The organism is Mycobacteriales bacterium, from assembly GCA_035550055.1.
Lineage (GTDB): Bacteria > Actinomycetota > Actinomycetes > JAFAQI01 > JAFAQI01 > DASZTV01.
This window is the reverse complement of sequence record DASZRO010000095.1, coordinates 56,965-73,906: the sequence shown is the minus strand read 5'-3', so window position 1 is coordinate 73,906 and position 16,942 is coordinate 56,965. Positions and strand designations below refer to the sequence as shown.

The 16,942-nt window shown below is 69.5% G+C and carries 20 protein-coding genes and 1 tRNA gene; 17 read left to right on the top strand and 4 right to left on the bottom strand.

Translation table 11 applies throughout. The annotated features are described in order from the left end of the window. Positions 1–17: 17 nt before the first annotated feature. The 3 genes from VG899_14325 to VG899_14315 all read left to right on the top strand — a co-directional run bounded on the left by VG899_14325 (position 18) and on the right by VG899_14315 (position 2,329). A tRNA-Thr gene (locus tag VG899_14325) sits at positions 18–93 on the top strand. A gap of 32 nt (positions 94–125) precedes the next feature. Continuing rightward, positions 126–578 (top strand): nitroreductase family deazaflavin-dependent oxidoreductase, encoded by a 453-nt coding sequence (locus VG899_14320; GenBank protein HWA67533.1) that lies wholly within the window; start codon positions 126–128, stop codon positions 576–578. Positions 579–625: 47 nt separating this feature from the next. Continuing rightward, positions 626–2,329, top strand: coding sequence for a glycerol-3-phosphate dehydrogenase/oxidase (locus VG899_14315; protein HWA67532.1), 1,704 nt, complete (start codon positions 626–628; stop codon positions 2,327–2,329). Positions 2,330–2,363: 34 nt separating this feature from the next. On the opposite strand, the gene VG899_14310 is transcribed toward VG899_14315, so the two are convergent. Together VG899_14310 and VG899_14305 are read right to left on the bottom strand one after the other, a co-directional pair. Next, the gene (locus VG899_14310; protein HWA67531.1) at positions 2,364–2,777 is read right to left on the bottom strand and encodes a zf-HC2 domain-containing protein; all 414 of its coding nucleotides are present in this window, start codon (positions 2,775–2,777) and stop codon (positions 2,364–2,366) included. Further along, positions 2,777–3,370: a sigma-70 family RNA polymerase sigma factor gene (locus tag VG899_14305; protein HWA67530.1), complete on the bottom strand. Its 594-nt coding sequence runs from the start codon at positions 3,368–3,370 to the stop codon at positions 2,777–2,779. Before VG899_14305 ends, VG899_14310 begins: the two co-directional genes overlap by 1 nt. Before the next feature lie 141 nt (positions 3,371–3,511). On the opposite strand from VG899_14305, the gene VG899_14300 reads away from it, so the two are divergent. Continuing rightward, on the top strand, positions 3,512–3,820 hold the full coding sequence (locus VG899_14300) for a hypothetical protein (GenBank protein ID HWA67529.1): 309 nt from the start codon (positions 3,512–3,514) through the stop codon (positions 3,818–3,820). 196 nt (positions 3,821–4,016) lie between these two features. Here VG899_14300 and VG899_14295 read toward each other — a convergent pair whose 3' ends face one another. Further along, complete coding sequence (locus tag VG899_14295) at positions 4,017–4,511, bottom strand: inorganic diphosphatase (GenBank protein ID HWA67528.1); 495 nt, start codon at positions 4,509–4,511, stop codon at positions 4,017–4,019. A 50-nt stretch (positions 4,512–4,561) separates the two neighbouring features. Between VG899_14295 and dacB the strand changes: the two genes are divergently transcribed. The 10 genes from dacB (at position 4,562) to VG899_14245 (ending at position 13,251) form a co-directional block, all read left to right on the top strand. Then, a complete protein-coding gene (gene dacB, locus VG899_14290; protein ID HWA67527.1) occupies positions 4,562–5,923 on the top strand; it encodes a D-alanyl-D-alanine carboxypeptidase/D-alanyl-D-alanine-endopeptidase in 1,362 nt (453 codons plus the stop codon). Next, the gene (locus VG899_14285) at positions 5,920–7,014 is read left to right on the top strand and encodes a zinc-dependent metalloprotease (protein ID HWA67526.1); all 1,095 of its coding nucleotides are present in this window, start codon (positions 5,920–5,922) and stop codon (positions 7,012–7,014) included. Before dacB ends, VG899_14285 begins: the two co-directional genes overlap by 4 nt. 18 nt (positions 7,015–7,032) lie before the next feature. After that, a complete protein-coding gene (gene tilS / locus VG899_14280; GenBank protein HWA67525.1) occupies positions 7,033–7,980 on the top strand; it encodes a tRNA lysidine(34) synthetase TilS in 948 nt (315 codons plus the stop codon). 35 nt (positions 7,981–8,015) lie between these two features. Continuing rightward, on the top strand, positions 8,016–8,585 hold the full coding sequence (hpt, locus tag VG899_14275; GenBank protein ID HWA67524.1) for a hypoxanthine phosphoribosyltransferase: 570 nt from the start codon (positions 8,016–8,018) through the stop codon (positions 8,583–8,585). 116 nt (positions 8,586–8,701) lie between these two features. Then, positions 8,702–10,798 (top strand): ATP-dependent zinc metalloprotease FtsH, encoded by a 2,097-nt coding sequence (ftsH, locus tag VG899_14270; protein HWA67523.1) that lies wholly within the window; start codon positions 8,702–8,704, stop codon positions 10,796–10,798. A gap of 23 nt (positions 10,799–10,821) precedes the next feature. Next, on the top strand, positions 10,822–11,667 hold the full coding sequence (gene folP, locus VG899_14265; protein HWA67522.1) for a dihydropteroate synthase: 846 nt from the start codon (positions 10,822–10,824) through the stop codon (positions 11,665–11,667). Then, a complete protein-coding gene (folB, locus tag VG899_14260; GenBank protein ID HWA67521.1) occupies positions 11,664–12,026 on the top strand; it encodes a dihydroneopterin aldolase in 363 nt (120 codons plus the stop codon). Before folP ends, folB begins: the two co-directional genes overlap by 4 nt. Positions 12,027–12,039: 13 nt before the next feature. Then, the gene (folK, locus tag VG899_14255) at positions 12,040–12,519 is read left to right on the top strand and encodes a 2-amino-4-hydroxy-6-hydroxymethyldihydropteridine diphosphokinase (GenBank protein HWA67520.1); all 480 of its coding nucleotides are present in this window, start codon (positions 12,040–12,042) and stop codon (positions 12,517–12,519) included. Further along, a complete protein-coding gene (locus tag VG899_14250) occupies positions 12,516–12,962 on the top strand; it encodes a DUF3180 domain-containing protein (GenBank protein ID HWA67519.1) in 447 nt (148 codons plus the stop codon). The genes folK and VG899_14250 overlap by 4 nt, the downstream gene beginning before the upstream one ends. Positions 12,963–12,972: 10 nt before the next feature. Beyond that, the gene (locus tag VG899_14245; GenBank protein HWA67518.1) at positions 12,973–13,251 is read left to right on the top strand and encodes a hypothetical protein; all 279 of its coding nucleotides are present in this window, start codon (positions 12,973–12,975) and stop codon (positions 13,249–13,251) included. Positions 13,252–13,254: 3 nt separating this feature from the next. Here the strand turns inward: VG899_14245 and VG899_14240 are convergent, their stop codons facing one another. Next, positions 13,255–14,343 (bottom strand): betaine/proline/choline family ABC transporter ATP-binding protein, encoded by a 1,089-nt coding sequence (locus VG899_14240; protein ID HWA67517.1) that lies wholly within the window; start codon positions 14,341–14,343, stop codon positions 13,255–13,257. 44 nt (positions 14,344–14,387) lie between these two features. On the opposite strand from VG899_14240, the gene VG899_14235 reads away from it, so the two are divergent. From VG899_14235 to VG899_14225, 3 genes are all read left to right on the top strand, one after another. Beyond that, positions 14,388–15,074, top strand: a complete 687-nt coding sequence (locus tag VG899_14235; protein ID HWA67516.1) for an ABC transporter permease subunit — start codon at positions 14,388–14,390, stop codon at positions 15,072–15,074. Then, entirely contained in the window at positions 15,071–15,799 is a 729-nt protein-coding gene (locus tag VG899_14230) for an ABC transporter permease (protein ID HWA67515.1), read from the top strand. Before VG899_14235 ends, VG899_14230 begins: the two co-directional genes overlap by 4 nt. Before the next feature lie 89 nt (positions 15,800–15,888). Next, on the top strand, positions 15,889–16,896 hold the full coding sequence (locus VG899_14225; GenBank protein HWA67514.1) for an ABC transporter substrate-binding protein: 1,008 nt from the start codon (positions 15,889–15,891) through the stop codon (positions 16,894–16,896). Positions 16,897–16,942 lie beyond the last annotated feature (46 nt).

Sequence of the window (16,942 nt, the reverse complement as noted above, 5' to 3'; positions counted from 1 at the left end):
CGCCGCGTGCGGCGCGCGCCGCCTTAGCTCAGTCGGTAGAGCGATTCACTCGTAATGAATAGGTCTGGAGTTCGATTCTCCAAGGCGGCTCCACACCTCGATCGTCACCCTCTAAGGTCGCGATCATGAGCGAACCGCACTACCAGAAGCCCGGGTGGTTCACCCGTCACGTGTTCAACGCGACCGTCGAGCTGTTCACCCGGCTCGGGCTGTCGGTGTGGGGCTCACGGGTGCTCGAAGTGCGTGGCCGCACCACGGGCGAGCCGCGGCGTACACCGGTGAACCTGCTGACCGTCGACGGGGTGAGCTATCTGGTGGCACCCCGCGGCGAGACCCAGTGGGTGCGCAACCTGCGTGCCGCCGGCGACGGTGTCCTGCTGATCGGGCGGCGCCGCCAGGGATTCTCCGCGGTCGAGCTAGGTGAGGCGGAACGCGCGCCGATCCTGCGCGCCTATCTGAAGCGCTGGAAGGCCGAGGTCGGCGTCTTCTTCGACGGCGTCAGCGCAACGTCCAGCGACGCGGAGCTCGCCGCGATCGCGCCGAAGCACCCGGTGTTCCGGATCAGCATGGGTCAGTGATGACCGAGTGCTAGCGGCAGCAAGCACTGCTCATTACGCTTGATTCAGTGAGAGGTACGTCGCAGCTCGGGCCGCAGGCTCGCGAGGACGCCTGGAAGGCTCTCGACGGCGGCGCGGTCGACGTACTGGTCATCGGTGGCGGCGTCACCGGTGCCGGGGTGGCGCTGGACGCGGCCACCCGTGGCCTGTCCACCGCGCTGGTCGAGGCGCGCGACATCGCCAGTGGCACCTCGTCGCGGTCGAGCAAGCTGTTCCACGGCGGCCTGCGCTATCTGGAGCAGATGGACTTCTCGCTGGTCCGTGAGGCGCTCAAGGAACGCGATCTCGTCCTCACCCGGCTCGCGCCGCATCTGGTGCGACCCGTCTCGTTCCTCTACCCGTTGACCCGCCATGGCTGGGAGCGCGGGTACGTGGGCGCCGGGCTCGTGCTCTACGACGCGATGGGCGGGTCGCGCGCCCTGCCACGGCACCGGCATCTCACTCGCCGAGGCGCTCGGGCGCTGGCGCCGGCCCTGCGCGGGGACGCCCTCGTCGGGGGCATCCGCTACTACGACGCGCAGTGCGACGACGCGCGTTACACCCTGACGCTGGCGCGGACCGCTGCGGCGTACGGCGCGATCGTGCGCGCGTCGACCGAAGTGGTCGGCTTCGTCCGTGAAGGCGGCCGCATCGTGGGCGCCGAGCTGCGCGACACCGAGACCGGCGAGTCGGCGACCGTGCGTACCGGCGTGGTGGTCAACGCGACCGGCGTGTGGACCGATGACGTGCAGCGGCTCGCGGACTCGCGCGGCGAGTTCAAGGTGCGTGCCTCAAAGGGGGTGCACATCGTCGTACCTCGGGACCGGATCTCCTCGGAGACCGGGCTGATCCTGCGCACCGAGACGTCGGTGCTGTTCGTCATCCCGTGGGGCGACTACTGGATCATCGGTACGACGGATGACGACTGGAACTATCACAAGGCGCACCCCGCGGCGAGCCGGGTCGACATCGGCTACCTGCTGCGCCACGTCAACGAGGTCCTCGCCGTCCCCCTCACCCGTGAAGACATCTCGGGGGTGTACGCCGGGCTGCGACCGCTGTTGTCCGGTGAGCAGGAGGAGACCTCGCAGCTCTCGCGTGAGCACGCCATCAGCCGCTCGCCTCGCGGGATGGTCTCGATCGCCGGCGGGAAGTACACGACGTACCGCGTCATGGCGCGTGACGCGGTCGATGCCGCCGTCGAGGATCTCGGCCGTCATGCGCCGCCGTGCGTCACCGAGCACATCCCGCTGGTCGGCGCCGACGGCTATCACGCGCTGGCCAACCAGGCCGAGTCGCTCGCCGCAGACCTCGGGCTGCCACGCTGGCGCTACGAGCACTTGCTGCACCGCTACGGCGCCATGCTCGAAGACGTGCTCGCGCCGGCCGCGGAGCACCCCGAGCTCCTCGAGCCCATCCCCGGCGCCGGCCTCTATCTGCTGGCCGAGGTGCACTACGCGGCCACCCACGAGGCCGCCTTGCACCTCGACGACGTGCTGACCCGTCGTACCCGGATCTCGATCGAGACCCGCCATCGCGGGGTGGACTCCGCGGCCGCGGCTGCCCGGGTGCTCAGCGGCGTGCTCGGCTGGACCGACGAGACCCGCGAGGCGGAGGTCGCGGCGTACATCGCGCGGGTGGAGGCCGAACGGCTGTCCCAGGAGCAGACCGACGACGTCAACGCCGACGCCCGCCGGCTGGTTGCTCCGGACAGCCGCCGCACCGTCGTCTAGAGCGGATCGCACATCGGTGTTGCTGTAGGGCTACCTACGTGCCGTCCGCTCGTCGGCGGTGCAAGGCCGAGGCGGCGCGCCAGATGCCGTAGCCGATTCCCGTCGACGCGACCGCACCGACCGTCAGGAAGGCAACCGACAGCCCAGGTCGCGCACCGCTGAGTGCGCCGCGCGCAGGCACCGCGGCACGCTCACGCACCCCGCGCTGGTCGGCGCGGGCGAGCAGGTCGCCGAGCAGTCCCGGCGGCGGCTCGACCGGCGTCTCGCGCAGCGACGACAACGCCGCGGTCAGCTCCTGCTGTCGAGCCAGCTCGTTCGTGCACTCGGCGCAGCGTCGCAGATGTGCGCGTACGACGTGCAGCGGCCAGCCGGTCAGCTCCCCTGATGCGAGCGCCGGTAGCTGGGAGCGGGTCTCCCGGCAGAACCGAGGCAGCTTGTCGTCGTCCATCAAGCAGCACCTCCTGCGGCCGCTGGATCGTCCCCGAGGACCAACGTGCGCAGCCGGGCGTGCGCCCGATGCAGCCGCACCTTCACCACGTTCTCGGTGACGCCGAGCAGGTCTGCCACCTCCTTGGTGGACAACCCCTCGATGTCGCGCAACACGACGACGGTCCGCGCCTCTTCGGGCAACGTCGCGAGCGCTTGCTCACTGCGTCGCGCCAGGTCGGCCGTAGCGGCACGCTCGTCGGGCAGCGCCTCGGCCCCGGCGATGGGAGCGGCGTCGTCGGGCATCGCAAACGGCGTACGTCCCGCGACCACCCCGGTCTCGCGCGACTTGGAGCGCTTGCGCAGCGTGGTGAGACACACGTTGACGGTCACCCGGTGCAGCCAGGTGCCGAATGCGGCGTCACCGCGAAACCCGACGACCGATCGCATCACCCGGATGAACACCTCCTGCGTCGCATCGGCGGCCTCGTCAGGATCAGCGAGCATTCGCCGGGCCAGTCGGTAGACGTCGGCGTACGTCGCTCGGATCAGCTCGTCCAGCGCACCGCGCTCGCCGCGCTGGCACGCCCGAACCAGAGCCGGGTCGACGTCCATCTGCTCCGTTCGACTCCTTTCAGTCGCGTCGGTTACCGCCGCGTAGCAAGTCGCTGGAAATCCTTGGTAACCGAGCGTTGCGGCCGGAGTCCAACCATGTGACGCGACGCGCCGATGTGTCGCGAGAGATGGAGTGATCCGATGTACGCATTCGTCGTGTTCGCAGGCCTCGCACTTGCGCTGGCCGTGGTCGGCGAGGTGCTCGGCGAGATCCTGCCCGTGAAGACCCCGAAGGCCCTCACGACGACCGTCAGCGTCGGCGTCGCGATCCTGGTGTCGTGGGCGCTGAACTACTCGGTGTTCCGCGCGTTCGGTCAGCCGCTTCGCGCCGACTGGATGAACCCGGTCGCCACCGGCGTCGTGCTGGTCGGCATGGGCGAGTTCATCCGCCAGGTGATCAGCAACCTCGGCCTGAACATCTCGGTGGGCGGTCGTTCCAAGACCGCGTAACACCTGGCTGCGACCCCGCCCGCCGTACGGCTTTCCCCGGTACGGCGGGCGGTCGCACGTCCCCGCCCTTCTCCCGAAGTAGCACACAAGGTGCTCGTCGAACCGGACAGCGTGGGACGAAACGGGGGGCTCGAGCGGACTTCGTGTGCTACTTCGAACAAGGCGGCGGTGGCCTAGGGGGCCGGGGTCGGCGGGCCTAGGGGTGGCCGCCGTGGGCGATCAGCCGCTGCCGTGAAGCGGCGATCTCGGCCTCGGCCTCGGCGCGGCCCACCCACGTCGCGCCCTCGACACTCTTGCCGGGTTCGAGATCCTTGTAGACCTCGAAGAAGTGCTGGATCTCCAGCCGGTCGAACTCGGGCATGTGGTGGATGTCGCGGAGGTGCTCCTGCCGCGGGTCGTTGGCCGGTACGCAGAGCACCTTGTCGTCCCCGCCCTTCTCGTCGGTCATCCGGAACATCCCGATCGCGCGGCACATGATCAGACAACCGGGGAAGGTGGGCTCGGGGAGCAGCACCATCGCGTCGAGGGGGTCCCCGTCCTCGCCGAGGGTGTCCTCGATGAAGCCGTAGTCGGCCGGGTACTGCGTCGAGGTGAACAGCGTCCGGTCGAGCCGGATCCGGCCCGACTTGTGGTCGACCTCGTACTTGTTGCGGTGACCCTTGGGGATCTCGATGAGGACGTCGAACTCCACGCGAGGCTCCCTCGATAGACGGTCGATGTTGCCGATTAGTGTGCCAAGACGTGCGTTGGAGCCGTGTCGCGCCCCTCGCGGCGGCGTCCGTGGTGACTGTCGCCGTAGGCGCGGTGGTCGCGGTGCGGTACGAATCGAAACACCCGTCAGCTGCGCCCACGGCCGCCGCGAGCGCCGCTCCCACCCGTGCGCCGGTGCTGTCCGCCGTGGCGAGCTCAGCCGCTCCGGCCCGTTCCACGGTGACCGCTGCCGTGCGCCCCGCGCTGGCGCGCTTCCCGACCGGGGAACAGCTGGCCGGGGAGGTGGTCGATGTCTCGAGCGGAGCCACGTTGTGGTCGATGAGTCCGCGGGCCGAGATGGCGCCGGCCTCGACCACCAAGCTGCTGACCGCTGCCGCGGCGCTGCAGACCCTCGGTGCGGACTTCCGGTTCACGACGTCGACGCGGCGGGCCGGTGACACCGTCTATCTCGTCGGCGGTGGCGACCCGACCTTGGTGCGGACCGACACCTCGACTGCGATCCCGGCGTACCCGCGACCGGCCTCGCTGGCCGATCTCGCGGAGCAGACCGCGGCAGGCCTGACCCCCGGTACGCCGGTGCGGCTGCGGGTCGACACCTCGGCCTGGAGCGGACCGCCCGCAGCGCGAGGCTGGCAGCCGAACTATGTGACCGAGGGCGATGTCACCCCGCCGAGCGCGCTCGAGCTGGACGGGGGGCGGTTGCACACAGCCGACTTCGACTCCGAGCGCACGCCGACGCCGGCAGCGCAAGCAACGCAGGCGTTCGCCGACCTGTTGCGGGCGGACGGCGTCGAGGTCAACGGTCCCATCGAGGCCGCCACCGCCCCGCCGACCGCGCGTCCGCTGGCCAGCGTCTCCTCGCCACCGCTGGCGGAGCTCGTCCAGCGGATGCTGACCGACAGCGACAACGACCTGGCCGAGGCGCTCGGCCGTGCCGTTGCGGCCGCGCAGGGACTACCGGCTGACTTCAGCGGGGCCGCCCAGGCCGTGACGGGGGACGTTGCTCGGTACGGCGTGTCCGCTGCGGACGTCACGCTCTACGACACCAGCGGGTTGTCGCATGACGACAGGCTCGACCCGGTCGCCCTCGTCGACGTACTGCGGGCGGCGGCCTCGCCCACCGAGCCGGCGCTGCGTCCGATCGTCGAGGGACTGCCGGTCGCCGGCTTCACCGGCACGCTGGCCGACCGTTACCGCGGAAAGACGACGGCTGCCGGAGCGGGTGTGGTCCGCGCGAAGACCGGAACCTTGACCGGCGTCGACACCCTCGCCGGGCTGGTCACCGACGCCTCCGGCAACCTGCTGGCGTTCGCACTGATGGCCTCCGGCCCGGACGCTGAGACCGACGTCGAAGCCGGCCTCGACCGGATCGCGAGCACACTGGAGACATGAGCATGCGCGTCGTCGACTGGCAGCTTGCAGCGGCGACCGGCACGAGGCTGGTGCCTCCTGGCCCCAAGATCCCGCTCGCCGATGCCGTCGGTGTCGTCGAGGACCTGCGCGCGAAGGCCGAGCGGGCAGACGAGCACGTCGCGAAGGTCACCGGACTGGACGCCGCGGCCGGCAGCGCCACCACCGTCGTCGTCGACCGCCCCGCCTGGATCCGGGCGAACGTCGACAGCTTCCAGCTGCTCGCCGACCCGCTGATCGACGCGCTGTTGGAAAAACGCGGGATGAAGGCGCCGAGCCCGGCGGTCGCCGCCGTCGGATCGAAGCTGACCGGCGTCGAGGTCGGGGTGCTGCTGAGCTATCTCGGCACCCGGGTGCTCGGCCAGTTCGAGCTCCTTGGTCCGCCTCGCAGCTCGCCGGACGAGCGGGTGCCGGGCCGGCTGATGCTCGTCGCCCCGAACATCGTCGCCGTCGAGCGGGCGCTGCAGGTAGACCCCGCCGACTTCCGGCTGTGGGTATGCCTGCACGAGGTCACCCATCGCACCCAGTTCGCCGCGGCGCCGTGGCTGCACGGCCATGTCCAGGGGCTGATGCGCGACTTCCTGCTCGCCTCCGAGCTCGACACCGCCGCGATCCTCGCCCGGCTACAGAAGCTGCTGTCCGGTCTCGTCGACGTCGCCCGCGGCAAGGAGGACGTCAGTCTGGTCGAGATCGTGCAGACCCCTGAGCAACGCAAGATCCTCGATCGCCTCACCGGCCTGATGAGCCTGCTCGAAGGGCACGCCGACGTGGTGATGGACCTCGCCGGCCCATCGGTGATCCCGACGGTCGAGACGATCAGAGCGCGGTTCGACGCACGCCGCCGTGAGGCCGGTCCGCTGGCGAAGGTGCTGCGTCGCGTCATGGGCCTGGAGATGAAGCTGAAGCAGTACGCCGAGGGCGCCGCGTTCGTGCGTGCGGTGCTCGACCAGGCGGGCATGGCAGGTCTCAACGTCGTGTGGTCCGCGCCTGACCTGCTGCCGACCGGCGCCGAGATCCGCGAGCCGAAGCTCTGGCTCGACCGGACCGGTGCACATCGCGCCGCCACGGCGTAACCGGGCTGCCGTTCGGACATGAAGATGGACCCGGCCGTCGCCGAGGTACGCAAGGCGGTACGTCGCTGCCTCGACGAGCTGCCCGCCGAGGCGGTCGTGCTGGCCGCGTGCAGCGGCGGACCGGACTCGCTGGCCCTCGCCGCGGCGCTCGCCGCCGAAGCGCCGCGTAGCGGTCGGCGCGCCGGGGCGGTGGTCGTCGACCACGCACTCCAGGTCGGCTCAGCCGAGCAGGCGAGCCGCGCGGCGAAGGCCTGTGCGCAGCTCGGCCTCGACCCCGTCGAGGTGGTCACGGTGTCGGTGCACGCCCGGGGTCTCGGCCCCGAGGGTGCAGCGAGGCAGGCTCGCCATGCCGCGCTCGAGGAGGTCGCGGCGCGGGTGGGCGCATCGGCGATCGCCCTTGGCCACACGCTCGACGACCAGGCGGAGACGGTGCTGCTCGGGCTCGGTCGCGGGTCGGGCGCACGCTCGCTGGCCGGCATGCCGCGACGTCGCGGTCTGCTGATCCGCCCACTGCTCGGCGTACGCCGCAGTACGACGGTGGCGGCTTGTGCCGCGTGGGGACTCGAGCCCTGGCAGGACCCGCACAACAGCGACCCTCGCTTCACCCGGTCCCGGGTTCGCTCGGACGTCCTGCCGCTCCTCGAGGACGTGCTCGGGCCCGGCGTGGCCGAGGCGCTGGCCCGCACCGCCACCTTGCTGCGGGCCGATGCCGATGCCCTCGACGCATGGGCGGCGACGGTCCGCGATCCCAGCGACGTGAACGTGCTGGGCGAGCTCCCGGCCGCGATCCGGCGGCGAGTGATCCGCCGGGCTGCGATTGCCGCGGGCGCATCGGCGAGTGCGCTGACGGCCTCTCATGTCAAGGCGATCGAGGCGCTGGTCGTCGACTGGAAAGGTCAGGGCCCGGTGACCCTACCCGGGGGCTTGGAGGCCTCGCGCGCGTGTGACAGGCTCTCGTTTCGATGACCGCGCCGCTGCTCCCCGTCGAGGTGTTGCACCCCATGGACGAGGCTGCCGTGCCTCCCGTCGCGCTGCATCCCGACATCGAGTCGGTCCTGGTCTCGGCCGAGCAGATCGCCGCGAAGGTCGCCGAGCTGGCGGCGCGGATCGACGCCGACTACGCCGGTCGGGAGGTCGTCCTCGTCGCGGTCCTCAAGGGGGCCGTCATGGTGATGGCGGACCTCGCCCGGGCGTTGACCATCCCTGTCTCGATGGAGTTCATGGCGGTCTCGTCGTACGGCGCGGCCACCTCGTCGTCCGGCGTCGTACGGATCCTCAAGGACCTCGACCGGGACATCACCGACTGCGACGTGATCGTGGTCGAGGACATCATCGACTCCGGCCTGACGCTGTCCTGGCTGCTGCGCAACCTCAAGTCGCGGCATCCGCGGTCGGTCGAGGTGGTCGCGATGCTGCGCAAGCCGGAGGCGGCCCAGGTCGAGGTGCCCGTCGCCTACATGGGCTTCGACATCCCGAGCGTGTTCGTCGTCGGCTACGGGCTCGACTACGCCCAGCGATACCGCGACCTGCCCTACGTCGGCACCCTGCGTCCCGAGGTTTATTCCCACTAGTAACAGGCGAATCGAGCGCGCGACGGGGCCGCAGGCACCGGTGTACCTTCGTATGAGCGGGGGAAGCGCCTGATTCTGGGCGTGGCCCGTCCAAAATCACGCGTCGAGCAGGAGCCATGAACCTTCGACGGACCTTCCGGGGCCCCATCTTCTGGGTTGTCCTGTTGATCCTCGTCGTCTTCGGGCTGCTCGAGGTGGCGACCGCGGGCGGCAGCTACAAGACCGAGCCGCTGCCGAAGGTCGAGGCGGCGATCGCCGCCCACGAGGTCTCCTCGGCGAACCTGCTCGACAAGGAGCAGGAGATCCAGGTCACGCTGAGCGGCGACCACCAGGTCGACGGCGCCAGCAAGATCCAGTCGTCGTACTCGCTGCACTACGACGACACCCTCTACGACGAGCTCAAGACCGCGGGTGTCACCGACACCAACGTCAAGGTCGACCACGGCAACCTGTTCATCACGCTGCTGGAGAACCTGCTCCCGATCGTGATCATCGTCGGGGTCATGCTGTTCTTCCTCAACCAGATGCAGGGCGGCGGCGGCCGTGTCATGCAGTTCGGCAAGGCCCGCGCCAAGCTGGTGAGCAAGGACACCCCGAAGACCACGTTCGCCGATGTCGCGGGCGCGGACGAGGCGATCGAGGAGCTCCAGGAGATCAAGGAGTTCCTCGAGAACCCGGCCAAGTTCCAGGCCATCGGCGCGAAGATCCCCAAGGGCGTGCTGCTCTACGGCCCGCCCGGCACCGGCAAGACGCTGCTCGCACGCGCGGTTGCCGGCGAGGCGGGCGTGCCGTTCTACTCGATCTCGGGTTCGGACTTCGTCGAGATGTTCGTCGGCGTCGGTGCCTCCCGCGTGCGGGACCTGTTCGAGCAGGCGAAGGCCAACGCGCCGGCCATCATCTTCGTCGACGAGATCGACGCCGTCGGCCGTCACCGCGGCGCCGGCCTCGGTGGTGGGCACGACGAGCGCGAGCAGACGCTGAACCAGATGCTCGTCGAGATGGACGGCTTCGACGTGAACCGCGGGGTGATCCTCATCGCCGCGACGAACCGGCCGGACATCCTCGATCCGGCGCTGCTGCGCCCAGGTCGCTTCGACCGCCAGATCGTCGTGGACCGCCCCGACCTCGAAGGCCGCAAGGCGATCCTCGGGGTCCACGCCAAGGGCAAGCCGTTCGCGCCGGACGTCGACCTCGCGGTCATCGCCCGCCGTACGCCGGGCTTCACCGGCGCCGACCTCGCCAACGTCATCAACGAGGCTGCGCTACTCACCGCGCGTACCGACGCCAAGCAGATCACGACGGGGCTGCTCGAGGAGTCGATCGACCGCGCGATCGCCGGCCCGATGCGCAAGACGCGGGTCATGAGCGAGGCCGAGAAGAAGGTCACCGCCTACCACGAGGGCGGCCATGCGCTCGTGGCGTGGGCACTGCCCAACACCGACCCGGTGCACAAGATCAGCATCATCGCCCGTGGCCGCTCGCTCGGACACACGCTCGTCCTCCCGGAAGAGGACAAGTACAACCAGACCCGCTCCGAAATGATGGACATGCTCGCCTACGCCCTTGGCGGGCGAGCCGCCGAGGAGCTGGTCTTCCACGAGCCGACGACGGGTGCGTCGAACGACATCGAAAAGGCCACCGCCACCGCGCGCGCGATGGTCATGACCTACGGCATGAGCGAGAAGCTCGGCCCGCTGAAGTTCGGGCAGACCGAGGGTGACGTGTTCCTCGGCCGTGACCTCGGTCATCAGCGGGACTTCTCCGAAGAGGTTGCGTCCCTGATCGACGACGAGGTGCGCGAGCTGATCGAGCGAGCGCACGACGAGGCGTGGGAGATCCTGGTCCAGTACCGCGACGTGCTCGACGACATGGTGCTGAAGCTGCTCGACAAGGAGACCTTGTCGAAGGCGGATCTTCAGGAGATCTTCGCCGCGGTCGACAAGCGACCGGCCCGCCAGATCGTGACTGCGCGAAAGGCGCCGAACAACCGCAAGCCCGTCCTCACCCCTGCCGAGCTGGCACTGATGGGTCCGAAGGACGTCGCCGGTCTCACCAACGGCAACGGCTCTCGTGCAAAGTCGGCGAACGGCCGCAACGGCTCGCGGTCGGCGGCCGGCTCCCGCAGCCGCGCCAACCGCACCGCGAAGGACCCCGACAAGCCGACGCCGACCAAGCGCACGACCCGTCGTCAGGCTCCCGGCACCACCGCTTGAGTGGCCGGCAAGCGCTAGGCACGATGGGGGGCCTGCCCGACCTCGGTCGCACCGCGGTCATGGGCGTGGTCAACGTCACGCCGGACTCCTTCAGCGACTCCGGTCTTCACTTCGACGTCGACGCCGCGATCGCCCACGGGTTGGCGCTCGCCGCGGACGGCGCGGACCTCGTCGACGTGGGCGGTGAGTCGACGCGGCCCGGCGCGGCGCGCATCGAGTGCGCGGAGGAGCTGCGCCGCGTCCTGCCGGTCGTCAGCGCATTGAGCGAGGCCGGTCTGTTCGTCAGCATCGACACGATGCGCGCCGAGGTCGCTGCTGCCGCGATGCGGGCAGGGGCACGTCTGGTCAACGACGTCTCCGGCGGTCTGGCCGATCCGGCGTTGCCGCGGTTGATGGCAGACGTCGGCATGCCCTACGTCGTCATGCACTGGCGTGGGCACAGCGCCGACATGTACGCCCATGCGACGTACGACGATGTCGTGCGCGAGGTCTGCGGCGAGCTGCGGACCCGGGTGGACGCCGTGATGGCGGCCGGCGTGGCACCTGACGCGATCGTCATTGATCCCGGCATCGGTTTTGCGAAGAAGGCCGAGCACAACTGGCAGCTGCTGGCGCACCTCGACGCCCTCGTCGGGCTCGGGTTCCCGGTGCTCGTCGGGGCCAGTCGCAAGTCCTTCCTCGGCACGCTGCTCGCCACCGACGCCGGCCCGCGTGACGCCGTGGCGCGCGACGATGCGACGACGGCTGTGACCACGCTGGCCGCGGCGGCGGGAGTGTGGGGCGTGCGGGTGCATCGCGCCCGGCCGAGTGCCGACGCGGTCCGCGTCGTCGCGGAGACGGCACGGCACGGGTGGGAATCCGGACGATGAGCGACCAGATCGCGCTGCGCGGGCTCAGGGCATACGGCTATCACGGCGTACTGGCGCAGGAGCGGCGCGACGGCCAGCACTTCGTCGTCGACGCGGTGCTGTCGGTGGACTCCAGCGCGGCCGCGGCAAGCGACGACCTCGGCGACACGGTCGACTACGCCGGGCTGGCTCAGCGGTTGCTCGCCGCGATCGAGAACGACCCGGTCAATCTCATCGAGACCCTCGCCCAGCGACTGGCGAACGTCTGTCTGTCGGTGGATGGCGTGAGCGCGGTCGAGATCACGGTGCACAAGCCCGAGGCGCCCACCGGCGTCAACGTCGACGACGTGACGATCACGATCACCCGGGCGCGCGGCTGATGGCTGCCCGGTCATGACGGCCGTGGTGTCGTTGGGCTCCAATCTCGGAGATCGGCTCGGGCAGCTGCGCCGCGGCCTGTCGGTGTTGTCGATGCACCTGCCGATCGTCGAGGTGTCGGGGGTCTACGAGACGGCAGCGGTGGGGGTTACCGACCAGCCGGACTTCCTCAACCTGGTCGCGACGTTGGGCACCTCGGACGCCGAGTCGGCGTTCGTCGCGGCACAAGCGGCGGAGACGGCTGCCGGCCGGCTGCGGTCTCGACGGTGGGGGCCGCGCAGTCTCGACGTGGACGTGATCGACGTCGACGGCCAGGTCAGTGAGGATCCGCGGCTGACGCTGCCCCACCCGCGAGCCCGGGAACGGGCGTTCGTGCTCGTGCCGTGGCTGGAGATCGACCCGGTCGCCGAGCTGCCGAGGGTCGGATCGGTGCGGGCGTTGGTGGAGCACATCGCAGCGGCCGACGTACGTCGAGTCGGTGACGCTCCGCGATGAGACCGACGAGGTGGTACGTGCTCGTCGGCCTCGGGGTGGTCGCGGGTCTCGTGGCGTACCTGATCACCCGCTCCTACTACACCGACCTGCCGTCGCCGACGATCTACGCGCAGGCGTCGCTGTTCGTGCTGGCGATCGCGGAGGGCTACACGGCTTCGCTGACCAAAGCACGGCTCGACCGCAGGCCGGGGACAAGGGCGATCGATCCGCTGGTCGTCGCGCGGCTGGTGGCACTTGCCAAGGCGTCATCGGTTGGCGGCGCCGTCGCGGCCGGGGCGTACGCCGGGTTCCTCGGCTGGGTGGTACAGGTCCACTCGACGGCGGCTCACCAGGACGTCAGGACGTCGGCGGTGGGAGTGGCGGCCGGTCTCGCGGTCATCGCCGCGGCGCTGTATCTCGAGTGGACCGGCCGGGTGCCGCCGGTCGAAGACGACGAAAAGTAGGCTCCCCAGCATGTCTGCCGACTTCGACGCTCTTGACGCGCTTTCGACGAGCGAGCTGCGTGAGCGGGCGTTCAGCAAGGCTGAGCACGCCCACGACATCGGGTTCTTCTGGGACCTCGTGAAGCACCTCGGGGCCAGCGAAGCGATCGGCGCGGACGACGGCTCGGCCGGTGGCCTCGGAGAGAGCATCCGCGGTGCGATCGACGCCGTGAGCGAGCTGCTCGGGCGGCGACCGAACGAGGACGAGTCGATGTTGCGGGCTCGCTACATCGACTACCTGCTCGCCTAGCCCTCAGCCGCGCGCCCGGGCCGCGGTGACGATGTCGGTGGCGAGCAGCACGCCGGCGTACTGACCGTCGGCCGTGACGATGGCGCCCGGCGCGTTGCCTGCCAGAATCGCCGCGAGTGCCTTCTCCAACTGGTCGCCGACCTGCACCGGCGCAGCCGCTTCGGCGTGGTCATACGCGACGCCGTCACCGTGCGCGGCTGCTCGCGACAGCCAGCCCGTCGGTGAGCCGTCGGCGACGACAGCCCACTGCGCGTCGGCGGCGTCCATCACCGCGGCACATTCCGCCAACGTCGCGTTTGGGTGCACCGTCGGCCAGGTCACCAGTCGCGACGGCGAGATCGGCACGACGGAGAGGCGGCGCAGGGTTCGTTCCGCTCCGACGAACTCCGCGACGAACGGTGTTGCCGGGTCGGCCAGCACCTCGGCCGGCGCGGCGTACTGCTCGAGATGGCCGCCTTCGCGCATCACCGCAATCCGGTCGCCCAGCCGGATCGCCTCGTCGACGTCGTGGGTGACGAACACCACCGTCTTCTGGACCTGCTCCTGAAGACGCAGGAACTCCTGTTGCAGCCGATCGCGGGCGACCGGGTCGACGGCGCCGAACGGTTCGTCCATCAGTAGGACCGGTGGGTCCGCGGCAAGTGCCCGCGCCACGCCCACGCGCTGCCGCTGGCCGCCGGAGAGCTGATGCGGGTAGCGCTTGGCGTGCGTGGCCGGGTCGAGGCCGACCAGCTCGAGAAGCTCGTTCACCCGCGCCTTCGTCTTCGTGCGGTCCCAGCCGAGCAGCTTCGGCACCGTCGCGACGTTGGCGGCAACCGTCTGGTGCGGGAACAGCCCCACCTGCTGGATGACGTAGCCGATGTGTCGGCGCAGCTCGACCGGGTCGATCCGCGAGACGTCCTCGCCGGCCACGGTGATCGTCCCGGACGACGGCTCGACGAGCCGGTTGATCATTCGCATCGTCGTGGTCTTGCCGCACCCGGAAAGCCCGACGAGAACCGCGATCTCGCCGGGGGAGACGTCGAAGGACAGCTCGTGCACCGCGACGGTGCCGTCGGGGTAGGTCTTGCCGACGCCGTCGAGGGAGATCATCGCTTGACCCGGATCGGCGCGATGGGGAGCGCTACGTTTCACGGATGCGCCTCCCGGGCGGCTTCACGTTTCACAAGCAGGGTGATCCCTGGCTGAGCTGGCACTACATCACGGCGAACAGTCACGCCATCCTCTCGGCCACGCGCACGCATGTCACGCTGACCGTCGAGGCAGTCGCCCTCGGGCTGTTGATCGCGATTCCGGTCGCTGCGCTCGCTCGTCAGCGCGAATGGCTGCGAACGACAGTGCTCAACCTGTGCACCGCGATCTACGCGATCCCGTCGCTGGCGTTCGTGGTGGCCATGATCAAGTTCTTCGAGCTCAGCAGTCTCACCGTCATCATCCCGCTGGCGTCGTACTCACTCGTGATCCTGGTACGCAACATCCTCACCGGACTCGACGAGGTCGACGGGGAGGCGGTGGACGCGGCGCGCGGGATGGGCATGTCCAGCTTGCGGATCTTCCTGCGGGTCAGGTTGCCGATCGCGCTCCCGACGATCTTCGCGGGGATTCGGTTGGCGGTCGTCTCGACGATCGAGCTGGTCGTGATCGGCGGGTACGTCGGCCAAGGCGGCTACGGCTCGAAGATTTTCGAGGCGTTCTCCAACCGGTCGCACACCGAGATGACGACCTACATCCTGCTGACCGTGCTGCTTGCGCTGCTCGCCGATGCGGTGCTGCTCGTCGTACAACGCCTGATCACGCCGTGGCGTCGGGGCGTGGCGGCATGAACCCGGCAGTCGTGCTGCCCGAGAACGTCGACAACTCGACCTGGCACCAGTTCACGACCTGGTTCACCACGAAGTCGAGCTGGGTGGGCGGCTCGAACGGGACCGCGGGCGTGGTGCACCTGTTCGTCCAGCACCTTTGGATCTCCGCGCTCTCGCTCGGGATCACCTGCGTGATCGGCATCCCGCTCGCGGCCTTGCTGTCGCGATGGCGTCGCGGCGGAGTGGTGGTCACGAGCGTCGCGAACGGCGCGCGCTCGGTGCCGATCGTCGGCGTGATGTTGCTGCTGGCCATCGGACCGATCGGCATCGGGACCGAGCCGGCAGTCATCGCTTTGGTGATCTTCGCGCTGCCGCCGATCCTCACGAACACCTACACGGGCATTCGTGAAGTGGACGCCGAGACGACGAGCGCGGCGATCGGCATGGGGATGACTCGCGTGCAGGTGATGCGTTCGGTGGAGCTGCCGCTGGCGATTCCGCTGATCGCCACCGGGATCCGGCTCGCCGCCGTGCAGATCTGGGCGACCGCGACCATCGCGGCCATCGTCGGCAGCGGCGGGCTCGGTCAGCTGATCACCGTCGGCTACGCGACGCAGTACTACGGCGAGGTCTATGGCGGTGTGGTTGTGATTGCCGTGACAGCCGTGGCGCTCGATGCGCTGTTGAAACGAGTTCAGGTCTCGGTACGGCGTCGATTCGGGTCGAGACAGCCGCTTTTGTCCTAGCTGGTGCTTAAAGTTGTGCTGATGCGGGCCCCGACCCGCCAGACACGCGCGATGGCCGAGCCGTCGCGGGACACAGAAGGCAGGTTCGGATGGCAATCCGTCGTACTCGTTCGTCTTCGATCGCGTTGGCCGCGGCCGGCGTCGCGGTCGCGTTGGGCGCCAGCGCTTGCGGCTCCTCGAGCAGCGGCGGCAACGCCGCCGTCAACTCCGGGTCATCATCCACGCCGTCGGCGTCGTCGCTGCCGGCGTACTGCGGCGGCCAGTCCGGCAGCGGCAAGATCCTCGTCGGCGCCTCGAACTTCGCCGAGAACATCACCCTCGCCGACGTGTACGTCGACGTGCTGAAGGGCTGCGGTTACGACGCGAGCGAGAAGACCTTCGCCAGCCGCGAGGCGTACTACCCGCTCGTGACCAAGGGCAAGATCCAGGTCATCCCGGAGTACGCCGCGACGCTCACCGACTTCATCAACGACGCGAACAACGGTGCCAACGCGCCGAGCAAGGCGTCAGGCGACATCACCACGACGATCAACAACTTGAAGGCCGAGCTGCCGTCATCGCTTGCGGTGTTGAACCCCGCGACGGCGACCGACCGCAACGCCTTCGCCGTCCAGACCAAGTTCGCGACCGCCAACAACATCAGCACGCTCTCGCAGCTCGCGACGTACTCGCAGAGTCACCCGCTCACGCTCGCGGGTCCGCCGGAGTGCCCGACCCGGTCGTTCTGCGAACCCGGGCTCGAGAAGACCTACGGCATGAAGATCGCGCACTTCCAGCAGACCGACGAGGACGGGCCGCTGACTCGCAAGGCGCTCACGAGCGGCAAGGCGCAGGTCGGCCTGGTCTTCTCCTCCGACGGTGACCTGTCGGGTCTCGGCCTGACCGTGCTCACCGACGACAAGGACCTGCAGGCGTCGGACAACATCGTGCCGCTCGTCCAGGCGTCCCTGTCGAGCGGTGCTGCGGCCAACGCCCTCAACGCCGTGTCGGCCAAGCTCGACCAGTCCACCCTCGTCGCCTTGAACAAGGCCGTCGTGGTCGACAAGGGCACTTCGCAGCAGGTGGCGGACCAGTTCGTCCAGCAAGAGCTCAGCTAGCTCTTCCGACGTTCGAAGTAGCACACAACCCGCCTCGGTTTGTGCC